The 18,998-nt window shown below is 48.9% G+C and carries 19 protein-coding genes; 3 read left to right on the forward strand and 16 right to left on the reverse strand.

Annotated features, from left to right (window positions below; translation table 11 throughout):
• Positions 1 to 91: 91 nt before the first annotated feature.
• The 10 genes from AADZ70_RS05120 to AADZ70_RS05165 all read right to left on the reverse strand — a co-directional run bounded on the left by AADZ70_RS05120 (position 92) and on the right by AADZ70_RS05165 (position 10,222).
• Positions 92 to 865, reverse strand: a complete 774-nt coding sequence (locus AADZ70_RS05120) for a 3-hydroxybutyrate dehydrogenase (protein ID WP_316100460.1) — start codon at positions 863 to 865, stop codon at positions 92 to 94.
• A gap of 24 nt (positions 866 to 889) precedes the next feature.
• On the reverse strand, positions 890 to 1,546 hold the full coding sequence (locus tag AADZ70_RS05125) for a 3-oxoacid CoA-transferase subunit B (protein WP_016935945.1): 657 nt from the start codon (positions 1,544 to 1,546) through the stop codon (positions 890 to 892).
• Between the two features lie 17 nt (positions 1,547 to 1,563).
• Positions 1,564 to 2,265, reverse strand: coding sequence for a CoA transferase subunit A (locus tag AADZ70_RS05130; protein WP_342007820.1), 702 nt, complete (start codon positions 2,263 to 2,265; stop codon positions 1,564 to 1,566).
• A gap of 24 nt (positions 2,266 to 2,289) precedes the next feature.
• Positions 2,290 to 3,735, reverse strand: a complete 1,446-nt coding sequence (locus AADZ70_RS05135) for a GntP family permease (RefSeq protein WP_342007821.1) — start codon at positions 3,733 to 3,735, stop codon at positions 2,290 to 2,292.
• A 311-nt stretch (positions 3,736 to 4,046) separates the two neighbouring features.
• On the reverse strand, positions 4,047 to 5,243 hold the full coding sequence (locus AADZ70_RS05140) for a cytochrome P450 (protein WP_342007822.1): 1,197 nt from the start codon (positions 5,241 to 5,243) through the stop codon (positions 4,047 to 4,049).
• A 1-nt stretch (position 5,244) separates the two neighbouring features.
• The gene (gene bioB / locus AADZ70_RS05145; RefSeq protein WP_342007823.1) at positions 5,245 to 6,264 is read right to left on the reverse strand and encodes a biotin synthase BioB; all 1,020 of its coding nucleotides are present in this window, start codon (positions 6,262 to 6,264) and stop codon (positions 5,245 to 5,247) included.
• 2 nt (positions 6,265 to 6,266) lie between these two features.
• On the reverse strand, positions 6,267 to 6,968 hold the full coding sequence (bioD, locus tag AADZ70_RS05150; protein WP_342007824.1) for a dethiobiotin synthase: 702 nt from the start codon (positions 6,966 to 6,968) through the stop codon (positions 6,267 to 6,269).
• The gene (gene bioF / locus AADZ70_RS05155) at positions 6,965 to 8,065 is read right to left on the reverse strand and encodes an 8-amino-7-oxononanoate synthase (protein WP_342008043.1); all 1,101 of its coding nucleotides are present in this window, start codon (positions 8,063 to 8,065) and stop codon (positions 6,965 to 6,967) included. Before bioF ends, bioD begins: the two co-directional genes overlap by 4 nt.
• Before the next feature lie 43 nt (positions 8,066 to 8,108).
• Positions 8,109 to 9,455 carry an adenosylmethionine--8-amino-7-oxononanoate transaminase gene (gene bioA / locus AADZ70_RS05160; RefSeq protein WP_342007825.1) on the reverse strand — a complete coding sequence of 449 codons (1,347 nt, stop codon included), beginning with the start codon at positions 9,453 to 9,455 and terminating at the stop codon, positions 8,109 to 8,111.
• The gene (locus AADZ70_RS05165; RefSeq protein WP_016935936.1) at positions 9,452 to 10,222 is read right to left on the reverse strand and encodes a 6-carboxyhexanoate--CoA ligase; all 771 of its coding nucleotides are present in this window, start codon (positions 10,220 to 10,222) and stop codon (positions 9,452 to 9,454) included. The genes bioA and AADZ70_RS05165 overlap by 4 nt, the downstream gene beginning before the upstream one ends.
• 245 nt (positions 10,223 to 10,467) lie before the next feature.
• On the opposite strand from AADZ70_RS05165, the gene AADZ70_RS05170 reads away from it, so the two are divergent.
• The 3 genes from AADZ70_RS05170 to AADZ70_RS05180 all read left to right on the forward strand — a co-directional run bounded on the left by AADZ70_RS05170 (position 10,468) and on the right by AADZ70_RS05180 (position 12,440).
• On the forward strand, positions 10,468 to 10,875 hold the full coding sequence (locus AADZ70_RS05170) for a GtrA family protein (RefSeq protein ID WP_095240637.1): 408 nt from the start codon (positions 10,468 to 10,470) through the stop codon (positions 10,873 to 10,875).
• A gap of 6 nt (positions 10,876 to 10,881) precedes the next feature.
• Positions 10,882 to 11,775 (forward strand): UTP--glucose-1-phosphate uridylyltransferase GalU, encoded by an 894-nt coding sequence (gene galU / locus AADZ70_RS05175; protein WP_099744131.1) that lies wholly within the window; start codon positions 10,882 to 10,884, stop codon positions 11,773 to 11,775.
• 74 nt (positions 11,776 to 11,849) lie between these two features.
• Positions 11,850 to 12,440: a DedA family protein gene (locus AADZ70_RS05180; RefSeq protein WP_016935933.1), complete on the forward strand. Its 591-nt coding sequence runs from the start codon at positions 11,850 to 11,852 to the stop codon at positions 12,438 to 12,440.
• A 55-nt stretch (positions 12,441 to 12,495) separates the two neighbouring features.
• On the opposite strand, the gene AADZ70_RS05185 is transcribed toward AADZ70_RS05180, so the two are convergent.
• Genes AADZ70_RS05185 through AADZ70_RS05210 form a run of 6 tightly spaced genes read right to left on the reverse strand, consistent with a single transcriptional unit; the run spans position 12,496 to position 18,973 of the window.
• Complete coding sequence (locus AADZ70_RS05185; protein WP_095240635.1) at positions 12,496 to 14,025, reverse strand: acyl-CoA carboxylase subunit beta; 1,530 nt, start codon at positions 14,023 to 14,025, stop codon at positions 12,496 to 12,498.
• Positions 14,026 to 14,042: 17 nt separating this feature from the next.
• Positions 14,043 to 14,822: an enoyl-CoA hydratase gene (locus tag AADZ70_RS05190; protein WP_342007826.1), complete on the reverse strand. Its 780-nt coding sequence runs from the start codon at positions 14,820 to 14,822 to the stop codon at positions 14,043 to 14,045.
• Positions 14,823 to 14,837: 15 nt separating this feature from the next.
• Positions 14,838 to 15,737 carry a hydroxymethylglutaryl-CoA lyase gene (locus tag AADZ70_RS05195; protein ID WP_342007827.1) on the reverse strand — a complete coding sequence of 300 codons (900 nt, stop codon included), beginning with the start codon at positions 15,735 to 15,737 and terminating at the stop codon, positions 14,838 to 14,840.
• A 15-nt stretch (positions 15,738 to 15,752) separates the two neighbouring features.
• Positions 15,753 to 15,965 (reverse strand): acetyl-CoA carboxylase biotin carboxyl carrier protein subunit, encoded by a 213-nt coding sequence (locus AADZ70_RS05200; RefSeq protein ID WP_316100026.1) that lies wholly within the window; start codon positions 15,963 to 15,965, stop codon positions 15,753 to 15,755.
• Complete coding sequence (locus AADZ70_RS05205; RefSeq protein ID WP_342007828.1) at positions 15,962 to 17,311, reverse strand: acetyl-CoA carboxylase biotin carboxylase subunit; 1,350 nt, start codon at positions 17,309 to 17,311, stop codon at positions 15,962 to 15,964. The genes AADZ70_RS05200 and AADZ70_RS05205 overlap by 4 nt, the downstream gene beginning before the upstream one ends.
• A 21-nt stretch (positions 17,312 to 17,332) precedes the next feature.
• Complete coding sequence (locus tag AADZ70_RS05210; RefSeq protein WP_342007829.1) at positions 17,333 to 18,973, reverse strand: AMP-binding protein; 1,641 nt, start codon at positions 18,971 to 18,973, stop codon at positions 17,333 to 17,335.
• Positions 18,974 to 18,998 lie beyond the last annotated feature (25 nt).

The raw sequence follows: 18,998 nt of genomic DNA on the forward strand, positions 1-18,998 counted from the left end.
CATTCACCATCTTGCTTATCAAGAACCCCAATCTTATTTGGACAGAAAAAAACAGCCGCTCAGAACGGCTGTTTTTTCATGGGTATCAGAACTATTGAGCGGTATACCCGCCGTCCATAACGACGGCCTGACCGGTGACGCCTTTTGCTTTGTCGCTGGCCAAAAATACGGCGTAATCCGCAATTTCCTTCACTGACAGCAGCCGTTTTTGGGGAACGAGCGGAAAGATGACGTCCTCCAGCACCCTTTCGTATGGTACATTCCTTGTTGCGGAAATATCCTTTAACTGATTGCGGACAAGCTGAGTGTCCACATATCCTGGGCAAAGCGCATTGACGGTAATGCCGTCAGCCGCGCCTTCAAGTGCGCCGACTTTCGTTAAGCCAATGACGCCATGCTTGGCGCTGTTATATGCCGCTTTTCCGTAAAAGCCGATCAGTCCGTTGACAGACGCCATATTGATGATCCGTCCGAACTGCTGTTTTTTCATGATGGGGAATGCATGTTTCATGGTGAGAAACGGTCCAGTCAGCATGACACGGATGAGTCTTTCAAACTGTTCCGCGGGAAATTCCTCGATGGGCGCGATATGCTGAATGCCCGCGTTATTTACGAGAATATCGAGCCGACCGAATTCTGTCAGAGCTGTTTGAATCATATCGGCCGTTTGTTTTTCATCTGTTACATCACACGTGATGCTGATGGCATGGGCGCCTTCTCCGCTGAGTTTTGCAGCAGCTTCTTTTCCCGCCTGTTCATTAACATCCGCTATGAGAACGGAGGCTCCTTCACGGGTGAATTCTTGAGCGATTTCAAATCCGATTCCTCTGGCTGCCCCTGTCACTACAGCTGTTTTGTGTTTCAGCATTGAATGCATGATGATACCTCCTTATTTCCGCCGGGACGTTAATGCTTCACTGACAGTGAACCGGCCTTCGGTTTTCTCGAGGACTTCCTCTAATGCCGCGCCTTCCTGCAATTCGGTCAGCGTCATACGGCCTTGGCGGAAATCGAATACCGCCAAATCTGTGATCAGCCGATCGACGACCTGCCTGCCGGTTAAAGGCAGCGTACATTCCGATTTCACTTTGGACTCTCCATATTTATTCACATGCTCCATGATGACAACGATCCGTTTTGCTCCGTGAACCAAGTCCATGGCGCCGCCCATTCCTTTAATCATTTTTCCGGGGATCATCCAGTTCGCCAAATCTCCCCGTTCGGACACTTCCATGCCGCCGAGGATGGCGACATCAATGTGACCCCCGCGAATCATAGCAAACGATTCGGCACTGTCAAAATACGAGGCTCCTTTGACTTCGGTAATGGTTTCTTTCCCGGCGTTAATAAGATCTGGGTCCTCCGTTCCGGCAAGGGGATAAGGGCCGATTCCGAGCAAGCCGTTTTCCGACTGAAGCATCACATTGTAATGATCCGGGATTTCATTGGCGACAAGCGTCGGCATGCCTATCCCCAAATTCACATTCATTCCGTCCTTAATTTCCTTTACTGCCCGTGCGATCATTCGTTTTCTGCCATCTTTCATGAGATCAGCTCCCTTCTTCATGCTTCCCGGACGGTGCGGCGTTCGATCCGTTTTTCTTGTGTTGTGCTTTTGAGCACATGCTGAACAAAGATACCCGGTGTATGAATGTGATCCGGATCAAGCTCTCCGATATCGACGATTTCTTCAGCCTCTGCAATTGTCACTTTGCCTGCCATGGCAGCGAGCGGATTGAAGTTTCTCGCCGTCTTTCTGAACATCAGGTTGCCCAGAGGATCAGCTTTCCAGGCCTTTACGATGGCGGCGTTCCCTGTAATTCCTTTCTCCAGAAGATAGGTGCGTCCTTCAAATGTCTTCTGTTCTTTTCCTTCGGCTACTGATGTCCCGACGCCCGCAGATGTATAAAAACCCGGGATGCCCGCCCCTCCCGCGCGAATTCGTTCCGCGAGCGTTCCTTGGGGAACCAATTCGACTTCCAGCTCCCCGCTTAAAAACTGCCGTTCAAATGTTTTGTTTTCTCCCACATAGGATGCGACCATTTTTTTGATCTGCCGATTTGCAAGCAAGAGGCCCAATCCCCAGTCATCAACACCGCAGTTATTACTGACAACGGTCATGTTTTTCACGCCGCTGTCCCTGATCGCGAGAATTAATTGTTCCGGAATGCCGCACAGGCCGAATCCTCCTGCGATGAGGGTGTCTCCGTCTTTGATCAGTTGAGCAGCTTCTTTAAACGAATCCATGATTTTCCCGTTTCCCATATTCGCTTCCCCTTTCTGTTTTGGCTACACAAGGCCCGTCAGACTGTAAATACCGATGATGACAAACACAGCGGCTGTTTTAATGACGGTAATGGCAAAGATATCTCTGTAGGATTGGCGGTGAGTCAACCCTGTGACCGCGAGCAGCGTAATGACGGCGCCATTATGCGGAAGAGTGTCCATCCCGCCAGAGGCCATCGAGATCACCCGGTGCATGACTTCCGGCGGGATGTGAAATGTATGGATTGCTTCTGTATACGCTGCGGACATCGTACTTAAAGCGATGCCCATTCCTCCTGAGGCCGACCCTGTAATCCCGGCAAGCGCAGTGGTCGTCACCGCTCCATTGACAAGCGGATCAGTAAACGTCTGCGATATGCCGCTGCTGACTGCTTTGAAGCCGGGAAGCGCTGCAATGATGCCGCCAAATCCGTATTCGGCTCCTGTATTCATTGACGCCAGCAAGGCGCCCCCGATGCCCACATTCAGTCCTTCCTTCAAATTGAAGAGCACTTTTTTCCAATCGAACAAAATCGTTGTCATGATACCGATGAACAGTGCGAGTTCTACTGACCAGATCGCAGTGACGGAGGAAAGATCAATCTTTCCGAACGCTTCTAAGCCGAGCGGCGCAAAATCAAATCCCTCGGGATACCAATGCGGGAGCCACATCGTGAAGCATTTGTTCAATACCCCGACAAGGATAAGCGGAATAAAGGCGAGCACTTGCCGCGCGGTACTGGGTTCTGCCTCCTGCGGTAAATCAGGCGTTTTTTTTTCATAAGCCAGACCTGAGGATTCCTTTGCAGCGGAAACTTCAGACGGAAACCCAGCATAGCCTTCTCCTGAATCGGCCGCTTTCTTGCGCCGGAATTCTAAATAAAGCATCCCGGCCGTAAGCACAAACGCTGCACCAATCAGTCCGAGCCAGGGAGCGGCATAAATGTTTGTTTTAAAAAATGCTGACGGAATGACATTTTGAATTTGCGGTGTGCCGGGAAGCGCATCCATTGTAAATGTAAAAGCGCCCAATGCAATCGTTCCGGGTATCAGACGTTTGGGAATATCAGCTTTCATAAATAGGTTTTTAGCAAACGGATAGACAGCAAACACCGCTACGAAGAGACTGACGCCGCTGTACGTTAAAATCGCACCCATTAAGACGATGGCAAGAATGGCTCTTTTTGCTCCCACAAGCCTGACGATTGTTTTTGCGATCGACTCGGCGAGCCCGGATATTTCAACAACCTTGCCAAAAACAGCCCCCAAAAGAAATACGGGAAAATACAGCTTAATAAAGCCAGCCATCTTCTCCATAAATATATTCGAGAAGAAAGGAAGTACGAAGCTCGGATCTGTCAGAAGCACAGCAAACAGCGCGCAAATCGGGGCAAATAAAATGACTGAAAAGCCTCGGTAAGCCGCAAACATCAGCAAGCATAATGCCAATAAAATAATGACAATGTCCACAAATCCCCCTCTTTTCTGCTTCATGATAGCAAACGCTTACAAATTGATTCGAAGGAAGAAAATGCAACAACCATGCCAAGCTTACATCATGCTTCGTTTTTTCGAAAAAAGACGCATGAATTCCGGACAATCGGAAGTTTCCATTTTGGCGGAAAGAAAAGGAAGCCCTTGTTACGTTATATTGAATGGCTGAGCGGTGAGTTTTTTTGGATATGAGAGAGAGGATTTTTGCTTTATAAATATGTATTCTTTTTTCTTTCATTTATTTCCTGCAGGAGGAACCGGTAAAATCCGACCCTCCTGCATGGTCATCAGCCGATGACAACTGGAAGCTCTGTGAGCGACCTAAAACCAATGAGCTTCCGGTATTCAAGCCTGGGTGCGGCCAGCCGAAGCTTAGGCATCCGCTCTAACAGCGTGAGAATGGCTATTTGTGCTTCAATGCGCGCTAATCGTGAACCCACGCAAAAATGGGCGTTCTTTCCGAATGCAAGATGCGGATTCGGTTTTCTTTCAATGTCCATTTTGTGAGGCTGATTGAATATGCTTGGATCGCGATTGGCTGCACCTAAAAGGATATATACCTGCTCTCCTTTTTTTATGATCTTTCCATTTATTTCGCAGTCTTCTGAAGCGGTGCGGGCCGTCAGCTGCGTAGGGCTGTCGTAGCGCAAACATTCCTCGACTGCAGTTTCAATAAGCGAGGGGTTTTCTCTCAGTGCGCTAAGCTGTTCAGGGTGTTTCAATAAAGTATACACACCGTTGCTTATGAGGTTTACCGTCGTCTCGTGTCCGGCTATGATAAGTAATACACATGTCGCGAGCACTTCCTCTTTGGATAGCTGTTCTTCCACAATCAACCTGCTGATCAAGTCTTCCTGAGGCTGGATTTTCCGCTTGTGAATCAAATCTCTGAAATATGACGTCATCCTGCCTGCGGTGCCGCTTGCTCTGACTAACATCTTTCTTGACCGGGTAAAATCAATGGCCTGAATGACGTCTGCCGTCCATTGTCTGAATTGATATCTCTCCTCTTTCGGCACTCCGAGTATCTTCGCAATGATGAGGCTTGCCAATGGAAAGGCAAACTCTGAAACAAGGTCTGCGGTTTTTTTGTTTTGGACTTGATCCAATAAGTCATGCGCCGTTTCTTTTATACAGGGGCGGAGTGATTCCGCCGTCTTTGCGGTGAATTCTTTCCCTATAACCATCCGGATCCGCTTATGGTCTGATTGATTTTTAAATAACAGCATATCGTGCTGGATATGCGATAGATTTTGATATTTCGTTGAAGCTTCCGGAAGAGGAACACGGTTTTTAAACCGGTTGTCTTTCAGAATCGCTGCCGCCTCTTTATACCCGGTGACATACCAGCCCGGATATTTTAATACGGTTCCTTTATAAACAGGATCAATGGCCCGCAGTTTGTCATAAAACGGGTAAGGGTCATTCCAAAAATCTGAATCCGCCTGGAGGGACGGATGTGAAATTGATACGCCCGCCGTCATCTTATACCTCCGTTTTGCAGGCGGATTGTAAGCCGGCTTTCATTTCTTCGACGGATTCAACTTCAAAACCTAGATCATGGAGCATTTTATGATCCTCTGTTTCATGCTGTCCTGAGGTTGTTAAGTAATCACCGACGAATATAGAGTTTGCCGCGTACAGGCCGAGCGGCTGCAGCGAACGCAGGTTGACTTCCCGTCCTCCTGAGATACGGATTTCTTTTGCCGGATTGATAAAACGGAACAAGGCGAGCACTTTCAGGCAATACACCGGATTTAATTCGCTTACTCCTTCTAACGGAGTTCCGTCAATCGCATGCAGAAAATTAACCGGGATGCTGTCGGCGTCAAGCGCTTTCAAGCTGTTCGCCATATCAATGATGTCCTGTTTCGTCTCTTTCATGCCGACGATGACACCCGAACAAGGTGACATCCCTGATTGTTTCGCCATTTGTACCGTATTGACCCTGTCGTCATACGTGTGTGAGGTCGTAATGTTTGCGTGATTCCTTTGTGACGTATTGATGTTATGATTGTACCGGTCGACTCCTGCCTGTTTCAGCCGCTCTGCCTGTTCCGGCTTCAGCAGACCGAGGCATGCGCAGATTTTCAAACCGTACGTTTCTTTTATTTCTTTGACAGCATCAACCACTTGGTCTACTTCTCTGTTTGACGGTCCCCGGCCGCTGGCGACGATGCAGTATGTTCCTATATTCAGGTCATGGGCGCGTTTTGCCCCTTTAAGCAATATATGCTTATCCACCATCCGATAAGACTCAATCGGCGCTTTTGATATTGCAGATTGTGAACAGTACCCGCAATTTTCGGGACACAGGCCTGACTTTGCATTCATAATCATATTCAGCTTTACCTTTTTTCCGTAAAATCGTTTTCTGATATGAAAAGCGGCATGCATCAGCAATAAAAGATCCCCATCAGGACAATTTAAAATGGCCAGCGCTTCCTGGTTCGTTACTTCCGCCCCGTCCAGCACTCTCTCTGCAAGATCCATCCATTGATTCATGTTTATCTCCCCATTTGTGTCAGATTCATGAAAGAGGAAACATCTACATGTTTCTCAATCATGTGTTGAATGTTTTCTGCTGAAACGTGATCCAGCTTAGGTGTCATTCCTAAAATCGGAACTTTGCATAAGGTTTCAATGATGCTCGGGTTTGTCTTTTCGTCCAGCCCCGGCCGGCTCTTTACGCCGTTGATAATGATGCCGAGAACCTCTATCCCCATGTTTTTCGCATATTCAACGGTTAAATACGTGTGGTTGATGGTTCCGAGATCAGGCCTGGCCACAATCACTGCCGGCAATTCCAAGGCTTTTATCAGATGACTGACTAAGTAATTTTCACCAAGCGGGACTGAAATGCCGCCTGCCCCTTCGACGATGAAACACTCATGACGATTTTTGATCTTTCTCCAGTGGGCCGTGACCTCTTCTATGCTCACGGATTTTCCTTCAAGCATGGCGGCTGTGTACGGTGCAAGCGGCTCTTTCCATTCAAATGGTGTAATCTCTTCATGAGACAGTGCGGTTTGTGACATGTTTTTCAACAGCGAGGTGTCACTTTCCGGATGAGTCCGCGGCACCCCGCTTAAAAACGGCTTAAACACTCCGACATCCGCACGTTTCTGCCTGAATGCCGCGGCTAGTCCGCAAGAGACGATAGTTTTTCCGACGCCCGTATCTGTTCCTGTGACAAAAAAACTTCTCATTTGTTTATATTCAGCTCTTTTCTAATGGAATCAAATGCTTCTGTAAGCCCATCTATGTCCTGTAAGCTGCGGTCCGCCGTGACGGTCAGCCTGATTCTGCTTTCACCGTCAGGAACGGATGGCGGGCGGATGGCCGGGGCGCAGATTCCCTTTTTCTCCAGCAGTGCAGCAACTGAAACCGCTGTTTTTGCATCACCGATGATGACGGCGATGATTGGTGTATCTCCGCCTCTTACGGTAAAACCCATATCGGCCAGACGGGTTTTGATCGTTTTGACAGACGACAGCAGTTCACGGCGCGTATCGTACATATCTGATATGATGTCAAATGCCGTATGGGCAGCCGCACAAATTGCCGGCGGAAGGGCCGTCTGAAAAATAAACGTCCGCGCATGATTCAGCAAAAAATCAATGATAATGTTTGACCCCGCGGCAAAACCTCCTTCCGTTCCGACCGCTTTACTTAACGTGCCGATGACAACATCAGGACAAACACCAAAATATTCACTGGTTCCCCCGCCGTTTTCCCCGAGTACTCCGGTTGCATGCGCGTCGTCTGCTATCACAAATGCCTGATACTGCTTTGCAAGCGCCATTATGCGGTCAAGAGGCGCAATGGTGCCGTCCATGCTGAAGACGCCGTCCGTGACGATAAAGCGGCGGTTCCGAGACTGGACGGAGGCAAGTTTTTCCTCAAGATCAGCCATATCAATATGGCGGTACACGATGGTTTCCGCTTTCGATAAACGGCAGCCGTCAACAATGCTCGCATGGTTCAATTGATCGCTTAAAATGACATCGCCTTTTTGCGGCAGTGAAGCAAGCACGCCTATATTCGCCAAGTAACCGCTGGAAAACAATAAAGCAGCTTCCGTCTGTTTAAAATCTGCGATTGTTTGTTCAAGTGTTTCATGCCAAAAAGTATTTCCTGTCGTTAACCGGGAACCGCTGCTTCCCGCTCCGAAGCAGTTTAGCGCCGTTTGCGCGGCTGTGATCAGGCGCTCATCTTTAGACAGGCCTAAATAGTCATTGGATGCCCAGATCTTTTCCCGCTTGTTTTTGAGAGCGGTTTCCTGTTTCCGCAGCGTCCGATACAGCCCGTCTCTTTTCACCGCATCGAGCCTTTCGAAGAGCCATCCGTCAATATCCACGGCCGGTCACCTCGGCTATCGCTTCTTTCATAATGGAGATCATGGCTTTTAACTGATCAGTCGTGCTGGCGAGCGGCGGAAGAAAGGCGATTACGTCTCCGAGCGGCCTCGTCAGCATACCGAGCTCTCTCATTTTCAAAGACACCTTATATCCAACACGCTTTTCAGGCGGATAAGGCTGTTTTGTCCCCTTATCCTGCACAAGCTCTATGCCGCACATGAAACCGAGCTGGCGGACATCGCCGACATGAGGAAGCTGCTTCAGATCATAAAGAAGCATCGCTGCCGTTTTTGATTTTTCGGCAACTTGTTCAACGATGCGCTCTGATTCAAATAAACGGAGATTTTCAATTGCCGCGGCACAGCCCAGCTGATTCCCTGTATAGGAGTGGCCGTGGAAAAATGTTTTCATGTTTTCATAGTCATCATAAAAAGCTTCATAAATCGCTTCTGCGGCAAACGTCACGGCGATCGGCAAATAGCCTCCCGTAATTCCTTTCCCTGCGGCCATCAAGTCCGGCTGGACATTTTCATGCTCACAGGCAAACATTTTTCCGGTGCGGCCGAACCCCGTCGCCACTTCGTCAACGATCATTAACACATCATATGCCGTACATAGCTTTCGTACGCCTGCCAGAAAGCCTTCAGGCATGACGATCATGCCGGATGCGCCTTGCACCATCGATTCAATCGTAAGTGCGGCAATCTCTTCGTGATGCTTTGCGAGCAGCTGTTCGAGCGCGTTCAGACATTCATCCCGGCACTGTACGGGGTCGCCGCTTTCAGATCTGTATACGTAAGGAATCGGCGCTTTGTAGCTTTCAAACATCAGCGGGCCGTATACATGGTGAAAGAGTTCAATAGAACCGACGCTGACCGCTCCGATCGTATCGCCGTGATAGCCGTTCTGCATCGAAATGAATGTCTGCTTTTTGGGCCTCCCTATGTTTTTCCAGTATTGAAAGGCCATTTTCAGAGCGATTTCCATTGCTTCCGCTCCGCTGTCAGAGTAAAAAACACGTGTCAGATTTTCAGGTGTAATGCCCGTCAGCATCTCGGCAAGTTCTGTCGCGGGAACATTCGTCATGCCCAGCAAGGTCGAATGAGCGATTTTTTTAAGCTGTTTTTGAATCGCCTCATCCATTTCTTTTTTGCGGTGGCCGTGTACATTGAGCCATACTGAGGAAAAGCCGTCATAGTATTCTTTGCCGCTTGTGTCTTTCAGCATGATTCCGTTTCCGCTTTCAATCATTAACGGATCCTCATCGTAATCTTTCATTTGTGTGAAAGGCAGCCAAAGATGCTTTTTGCTTTTTTCAATCATTGATTGTTTCATATGTTCCCCTCCCGCTGAATGAATACAGGCTGTTTCTCTAAAAAATGGATACAGCTCTCTGTATCTGTGATTCCATCTGTAAAGAAAATCCGGCAGCCGCTCTCATCGCCGTCATTCTTCATCTTGGTAATCCGCTGATAGCCCAGCTCTTTTGAGGCAACGTAGCCCGTTATGTAATCAGGGTCATCTGACCAGCACACTTCAGCTATGATTCCCGGATGCGCGCAAACCTTTGCCGCGATGGCATGTGCTTCTTTGATTCGTGAATTTTCCGGCATGTTGTGATCTAAAGCCCATTTTTGAAAATCGTGTGCCGGCCAATCCATTCGGGATACCCGCACACCTCTTTCTCTTCTGCCGTCAATGCGTTTTCCTGTCCGGATGTCAAACAGGACCGCTCCTCTTGCTTCTGCATATTCCGCGATGTTTTGATAGGCTTTCTCTATCATGCGCGGAGGAATTCCTGCTTTTTGCAAAAGCGTCCGGGCGATTGCTTGTCCTTTCTCTGCCGTATCTGTTTGATGTACGGTAATCGGCAAAGGGCGGATCGTTTTGATCGGTTCATTGACACTTTCAAGCTGGATCTGCATAAAATCAGGTGTCCCTCTTGAATGCGAGAAGCCTTTATGTAATAAGCCATTCACCGCTTCCTGTATTCCGCTGTAAGTGATAAGCCGTTCTCCGCCGGAAATGTGTTTCCCGCCCTGTTCATGAGAGGCATTTCGGGAAGCTCTCATTCTGACGCTGTAATATGTTTCTTCCTCCATTCCTTTCCCCTCCTTTCTCTTGCCTTGAAAAATAATGTTAACCAAAATAATTAAAGGTTAACACTTATACAGAATATTAGTGCCCCTCTCGAAATATGTCAACCTAATCTATCAAACTGTTAACTTAACGTTTTCATGTTTTGTTCATATTTTAGTCATTGTTTTTTCAAGGCTGTCCGCTAAAGTAATCGATATCAACAAATAGGACAGCCATCCGCATCTTATTATGAGGGGAGGTCACCGTTATGCTGAAAGGAAAAATAAAGACATTAGGCCGTTTCTGTACGGTCGGGGCCGGCAATACGCTGATCGATTTTGGGGTCTTCTTTCTGCTTACCGCCTGCCATGTTCCTTATCTGCCGGCACAGATCTGCTCCTATTCGGCTGGAATGATCAACAGCTATGTGTGGAACCGGAATTGGACGTTTCGTGTAAAGCGCAAGGCTGACGGGAAAGAGATCGTGCGCTTTCTCATCATTAATCTTGCCGCGTCGGGGATCACCTTTTTGCTGCTGTACGCGTTTCAAAAAGGCGGCTGTTCGCTTTTGGTGAGTAAGCTCGCCGCCACTATCGGCGGAATGATGATGAATTTTATCGGAAACCGAATCTGGGTATTCGGAGATTCGCTGAAAAACATACAGGATCAGGAGTGAAGATGAATGAGAAAAAAAGTGAGAAAAGCGGTCATTCCCGCAGCGGGTTTAGGAACGAGATTTCTGCCGGCGACAAAGGCGCAGCCGAAAGAAATGCTGCCGATCGTTGACAAACCGGCAATTCAATATATCGTAGAAGAGGCCGCCGAGTCAGGGATTGAAGATATTCTGATTATTACAGGAAGAAACAAGCGCTCGATTGAAGATCATTTTGACCGGTCGGCGGAATTGGAATTCAATCTGCGGGAAAAAGGCAAGACGGAGATGCTGAAGGAAATGCAGCAGATTGCCGATTTGGCCAATATTCATTACATCCGCCAAAAAGAGCCGCTCGGCTTAGGCCATGCGGTGCTGTGTGCGGAGCATTTTATCGGAGAAGAGCCTTTTGCCGTTCTCTTAGGTGATGATATTATGGTATCTGACACGCCCGCGCTCTCGCAGCTCATAGACGTCTATAACCAACACGGCACAGAAACGATCGGCGTACAGCCCGTCGATCCCGCCGATGTCAGCAAATATGGTATTATACAGACGGGGCGGCACAACGGTCATGTGTACCAGGTTGAGGATCTGATTGAAAAGCCGGCTGTTGAAAAGGCGCCCTCTCACATCGCCGTGATGGGCCGTTACATATTAACCCCTGCCATTTTTAAAGCGCTGAAGACGATCGGAAGAGGCGCAGGCAACGAAATCCAATTGACAGACGCGCTGCGCGAAGTGTGCCGCACCCAAAGTATCTACGCGCGGGAGCTTGAAGGAAGACGGTTTGATATAGGCGACAAGCTCGGCTGTTTTAAGGCTGGCACGGAGATCGGGCTGCTGCGGAAGGAAATGAGACCGAAACTCTTAGCTTATTTAGAAGAGGTGTTAAAAAGAGAATCTGAAGAAAACGTGCGTTAAAAAATAATTTGTAACCATTTTGCTTGTCAATCAGTCATATAATTGGGTAAAAAGATAAAGAGGTTGTGAACAGTGTGGGCAATTTTATTAGTGAAATATTATCCTGGCTGACAAGTATGGGCTATTTCGGGATTGCGCTCGGATTAATGATCGAAATCATTCCGAGTGAAATCGTTTTGGCCTATGGAGGCTATATGGTGTCAGAAGGCACGATCAGTTTTATCGGCGCCGTTATCGCCGGAGTGATCGGGGGAACGATCGCGCAGTGCTTTATTTACTGGATCGCCCGTTATGGGGGGCGGCCGTTTTTGGACAAGTACGGCAAGTACTTACTGCTGAAAAAGCATCATATTGATGTTGCCGAAAACTGGTTTCGCCGTTACGGCGCGGGCGTAGTATTCTCGGCCCGGTTTATCCCGGTCGTCAGACACGCGATTTCCATACCGGCCGGCCTCGCGAAAATGCCGCTTTCCAAGTTTGTCACCTTGACGACGCTTGCGATTATTCCGTGGTCTGTCATTTTCGTTTATCTCGGGTATCAGCTCGGCGGACAGTGGAAAGATGTAGACAGCTATGCCGGAATGTACACGACTCCGATCATTATATTGGCTCTTGTATTTATTGTTGTTTATTTTGTCGTGAAAAAGATGAGATCAAGACTATGAAAAAAAGACTGCATAGAAGAACGGCCGCGGGCCGGATCTATGCGGTCTTTTTTATTTATACCGGGTATACGGGGTGTTTCCGGTGTGTGAATGTCAGTTGTTTAGACATGTAAGCAGTGAGGCGTTTATTGAGTTCGTCCCGCAAGGAATCAGCGGGAACGATGCCGTCAATCACCATTTCAGAGGCAAGACGGTAAAGATTAATGTCTTCCTTGTATTCATCTCGCTTTTCCTGAATAAAAGCCGGCCTTTCTTCTGGAGCAAGTTCGCTGATTTTGTTTGCGTAGACCGCATTCACCGCTGCTTCAGGCCCCATTACGGCAATTTGCGCAGTCGGAAGCGCTAAGCAGCAGTCCGGTTCAAAAGCCGGGCCCGCCATCGCATATAATCCCGCACCGTAGGCTTTTCTGACAATAACGGAAAGCTTCGGAACAGTCGCTTCCGCCATTGCGGAGATCATTTTTGCGCCATGCCTGATAATGCCCGCCTGCTCAACCTTCGTTCCGATCATAAATCCGGGGATGTCTGCCAAAAACAGAAGCGGAATATGAAATGCATCGCACAAAGCGATGAATTTTGCGGCTTTATCCGCCGAATCGAGAAATAAAACCCCGCCTTTGACACGCGGCTGGTTGGCGATAATGCCGACCGGCTGTCCGTGAATCCGCGCAAGTCCCGTTATTAATTCCTGCGCAAATAACGGTTTAATCTCAAAAAAAGAGTCTTCATCGATGACACGTTCAATTAAATCCAGCATGTTGAACGGTGCGTTTTGATGTGCCGGGATGACATCTGAGAGCGGTTTTTCAAAATCTTTCGGGTTCTTGGATTCGCTGACAGGCGCTTTTTCCGTATAATTTGCCGGAAAGTAGCTGAGATATGTCCGCGCCATCGTGATTGCTTCCTGTTCCGTCCGGGCGAGGAGATCACCGCAGCCTGATACGGAACAATGCATACGGGCGCCGCCCATTTCTTCAAGCGAAACTTTCTCACCGATTACCATTTCCGCCATGCGCGGTGAGCCTAAGTACATGGATGCATTGCCTTCAACCATAATGACAATGTCGCAAAAGGCAGGAATGTAAGCGCCGCCCGCAGCGGAAGGGCCGAACAATAAACAGATTTGCGGTATGCGTCCCGACAGCTTTACTTGATTATAAAAAATGCGGCCGGCTCCCCTTCTGCCCGGGAACATGTCGACCTGATCGGTAATTCTTGCACCTGCTGAATCGACTAAGTACAGAAGCGGACACTGCAGCTTTTCAGCCGTTTCCTGAATGCGGATGATTTTTTCCACCGTCTTCGCGCCCCATGAGCCCGCCTTTACGGTTGAGTCGTTTGCCATCACACAAACGGTTCTGCCGCTGATGGTTCCGATCCCGGTGACAACCCCGTCGGCCGGCAGTCCGTCTGACATGCATTCGGCGAAAAAAGCGTCTTCAACGGATATGCCGTCATCGAATAGAAGCTTCAGCCTGTCTCTTACAAAAAGTTTTCCCTTTTTTTCGTTGCTTGCGTGATATTTAGCCGCTCCTCCCTTTTCAATCGTTTTGCTGCGTGTCTGCCGTTCTTTTTCGTAATCCATCCGAGTCCCTCCAAGTTTTATTTTCCTTTGTATTCAGGGGGTCTTTTTTCTTTAAAGGCGCGCAGCCCCTCTTCTCTGTCAAGTGTCGGTATGACTTGTTCATATGCTTTTCGTTCGATTTCGAGCCCTGTATTGAGATCAGTCTCCAGCCCTTTGTTTATCGCGAATTTTGCTTGTCTGACGGCGATCGGCCCATTGGCGGCGATGCGGCCGGCCAGTGCTTTTGCTTTTTCCAAAAGTTCTTCGGTTTCACATACATGCTCGACCAGCTTTATGTCTTTTCCCTCTTGGGCCGTGAGCCTCCGGCCGGTATAGATCAACTCTTTTGCCGCACCGGGTCCGATAAGCCTAGGCAGTCTCTGTGTTCCGCCCGCCCCGGGTATGATCGCAAGGCCTGTTTCAGGGAGGCCGAGGCCCGCCCGGCTGACAGCGATTCTGATATCGCAAGCGAGGGCGAGTTCAAGTCCGCCGCCGACTGCCGTTCCATTCAGCGCTGCAATGGCCGGCTGCGGGAGTGCTTCAATTGAGGCGGCGGTTTCACCGATACGCCTGACGCTTTGTTTGACTTGTTCATGATTCATCCCCGCTCTTTCTTTTAAATCAGCACCAGCGCAGAATGTGTTTCCGAAGCCGGTGAGAATGACACAGCGAATGGATGGCGAATTTTTGATGTCTGTAATCACACGCTGTAAATCATCAATCATTTCTGATGACAGTGAGTTGGCCGCATGCGGGCGGTTCAGCGTGATCAGGCCGATTGTTTCTTGACAGACGGAAAACAATACGCAATCTCCCATGGCTTCTCCTCTCTCTCATTTCGTTCTGAAGACCTGCAGGTTTCTGCTTGGCAGGTCTTTGCCGATTTTATCCCCGATCCAGCCGGCGGCTTCAAGTAGTTTATTCATGTCCGTCCCAGTATCAATTCCCATTTGTTCAAGCATATAAATGACGTCTTCTGTGGCGGCGTTTCCTGCTGATCCCGGAGCATACGGACAGCCGCCAAGCCCGCCTGAGGAGGTATCAAAGGATGTAATCCCCATATCAAGAGCGGGAATGATATTTGCAAGAGCCGTGCCTCTTGTATCATGGAAATGGAGTGCGATTTTTGAGGCGGGAACTCTCGGCAAAAGAGCTTCAAGCACGGCTATGACCTGCAAGGGGTTCGCCGCGCCGATTGTGTCGCCGAGTGATAATTCATCAACGCCCATTTCAAGAAGCGTGTCTGTGAGCCGGATGACTTGTTCGATCGGTACGTTTTGTTCATACGGGCATCCGAATACGGTGGAAAGATAAGCTCTCGTTGCCATTTTTTCAGATTTTGCTTCAGAAATGACCTGCCTGAGCTCTTGAACGGTCCGGTCAATCGGTTTGTTGACGTTTTTTTGGTTATGGGTTTCGCTTGCTGATAAAAACACACAGGCTTGATCAATTCTGCCTTCTGCCGCATGCTCCAGCCCGGTGAGGTTTGGAACGAGAGCCGCGTATACTGTATGTTCTGTTCTGGCAATTCCCTTTGCAACGTCCAGACTGTCACGCAGCGCCGGAATCCACCTCGGATTCACGAATGAAGTCACTTCGATATAGGAAAGTCCTGTTTTTGACAGCATATTGATCCACTCAATCTTATCTTCTGTATCCACCCACGCGGACTCATTCTGCAGGCCGTCACGAGGCCCTACTTCATTGATGCGGACATGCTTCGGACAGTTCATTCTGCACCTCCCGTTTTATTGGAGCTCAATCAGGACCTCTCCTTCATCGGTGAAATCACCTTCTGCTTTTCTCACTTCTTTCACCGTTCCGGATACATCAGCAATAATCGGAATTTCCATTTTCATTGATTCCAAGACAGCTACTTCCTGTCCTTCTTCGATGACATCGCCCGGTTTCACATGAATTTTCCACAGATTTCCCGCCATCTGAATTTTTATCTCACTCATTTGGACGCCTCCCCGTTCATGGTTTGTAAAAATCCGGTTGTCGCTTCACCCTTTTCAAACGCTTCTGAATGGGCAATCTTTGACAGCAGGGGAATATTGGTTTTAATCCCTTCTACATGGTATTCGCGAAGAGCGGTTTTCAGTTGTTCAATGGCTTGTTTTCTCGTATTCGCCGTGACGATCATTTTGGCAATCATCGGATCGTAAAACGGAGAAATGGTGCTTCCCTTTTCAACGGCGCATTCGTGTCTCACTGACGGATGCCGTAATACGGAGAAAGACGAGATGGTGCCGGGTGACGGATAAAAAGTGACCGGATCTTCCGCATAAATCCGCACTTCGATCGCATGCCCGTGATGTGTGATGTCTTTCTGTGAAAAAGTCAGCGGCTGACCCGCGGCAATTTTCAGCTGTTCTTCCACAAGATCCAATCCTGTAATTTCTTCTGTCACCGGATGCTCTACCTGCAGTCTTGTATTCATTTCTAAGAAATAGATTTGTTTCTTTTGGTCGACGAGAAACTCTATGGTGCCCGCATTTTGGTAGCCGATCGATTTAGCGGCTTTAACGGCGGTTTCGCCGAGTCTTTGTCTTAATTCATCATCAACAAACGGGGACGGCGCTTCTTCTATCACTTTTTGATGGCGCCTTTGCACTGAACAGTCACGTTCAAACAGATGAACGGTATTGCCGAAAGAATCTGCGAGAATCTGAATTTCAATATGACGGGCGTTTTCAATGACTTTTTCCATATACATCGCGCCGTCTCCGAAAAAGGATGCGGCCCGCTTTTGATTGCCTTCAAACGCTTTGGCCAGCTCTTCTTCTGAATGTACGATCTGCATGCCGATTCCGCCGCCTCCAGCGGACGCTTTCAGCATGACCGGAAAGCCGATGGCGCGGGCCTCGGCTAAAGCCGAGTGTACATCGGGCAACGGTTCTGAAACACCGGGAACGATCGGGACCTTTGCTTTTTGCATCGTTTTTCGGGCTTCTATCTTGCTGCCCATCTTGGCGATGATGTCACCGGGCGGGCCGATAAACGTGATTTGTGCCTTCCGGCAGCGTTCGGCGAACGAACTGTTTTCTGACAGCAGTCCGTAGCCGGGGTGAATGGCGTCTGCTCCGGCGGCTTTAGCGGCTTCTATGATTCTGTCGATATGTAAATAGCTTTCATTTACTCTCGATTTACCGATCGGATAGGCCTCATCTGCCGCTTTTACATGGAGCGCATTCTGATCGGCTTCTGAATAGACAGCTGCCGAGGGAATGCCGAGACGTTTGCAGGTGCGGATAATTCGTAAGGCGATTTCTCCTCTGTTGGCAATCAGGATTTTTGTAAACAAATGTGAAGCACTCCTTTTTCATTAAGTTAACTTGAGCTCTTCAATCGTTTTTTCCCGCAGCTTGAATTTCTGAATTTTTCCTGAGGCTGTCATGGGATATTCATCTGTGAATAACACATACCGGGGGACTTTGTAGCGGGCGATATGTTCTATGCAAAAGGTTCTGATGTCTTCTGTTGAAGCGGTTTGTCCGTCTTTGAGCCTTATCCACGCCGCGGCTTCTTCTCCGTATTTCGGATCAGGCACGCCGACAACTTGAACGTCTGCTACTGCGGGATGCCGATATAACATTTCTTCAATCTCCCGGGGATAGATATTTTCGCCGCCTCTTATCAGCATGTCTTTCAGACGGCCCGTGATTTTGCAGTACCCGTCTTCATCCATGACCGCCAAATCACCCGTATGCAGCCAGCCGTCTTTGTCTATCGCTTCTTCGGTCGCTTCTTGATTTTTATAATAGCCTTTCATGACATGATATCCGCGGGTGCAGAGCTCTCCCTGTTCGCCCCGGGCGGCCTCCTCGGATGTTCCGGGCCGAACGATTTTGATTTCGATATGAGGAAGCGCCCGCCCGGCTGTTTCCACTCTTCTTTCAAACGGATCATCCGTTCTTGTCTGCGTAATGACAGGTGATGCTTCGGTCTGTCCGTAGGCAATGGTAATGCCGGTCATCCCCATTTTGCCGATCACTTCTTTCATGACTTCCGCCGGACATGGCGAGCCGGCCATAATTCCGGTTCGGACGTGAGAAAGATCATATTCAGAAAAACGGCTGTCATTTAGGAGGGCGATAAACATCGTCGGCACACCGTGCAGAGCCGTACAGGCTTCTTGCTCCACCGTTTTCAGAACGGCCGGCGGAGAAAACTGTTCAATCGGGATCATCGCTGCACCCGCGGAAACACATGCCAGCACGCCGAGCACACACCCGAAGCAGTGGAAAAACGGCACGGGAATACATAAACGGTCACTTGGGGTAAGCTTCATGCACTCTGCGATATTGGCCGCGTTATTTACGATATTAAAATGTGAGAGCATGACGCCTTTCGGAAATCCGGTCGTACCCGATGTATATTGCATATGAATGCAATCATCCTTATCCAGGCTGTCCATCCTTCCGTCAAGCGCTGCATCCGTTACAGACTCGGCATCCTTCAGCAAAGAATCCCACCGGTGCATGCCGGGCGGTCTTTGATCCCCGATATATAACACCGTCCGTAAAAAGGGATACCGTTTCGAACGCAGCCTGCCGCGCTCACAAGTTTTCAGCTCCGGAATCAGCTTATTCACCATCTCAACATAAGATGTCTGCCTGTAGGAATCCATGATAATCAGGGACGTGACGTCTGAATGTGTCAGCAGGTAATCGAGCTCTGCGATTTGAAAATTCGTATTGATAGTGACCAGGACAGCGCCGATTTTCGCCGTTGCAAATTGCGCCGCGAGCCATTCCGGTATGTTGGATGCCCATATGGCCACATGATCTCCTTTTTCAACTCCCAGCTTCATCAGCCCTTTTGCGGTTTGCCGGCATAACCGGTCAAACTCGGCATACGTATAACGAAGGCCGCGCTCAGGGTAAACAACCGCTTCATGATCCGGAAAAAGCTCCGCGGTCCGCTCAAGCAGCTTTCCCGCTGTTAAATGGATAAGTTCAGCCATATGACCTGCTTCCTTCCATTCTTGT

The organism is Bacillus sp. YBsi01, from assembly GCF_038406745.1.
Classification (GTDB): Bacteria; Bacillota; Bacilli; order Bacillales; family Bacillaceae; genus Bacillus; species Bacillus siamensis.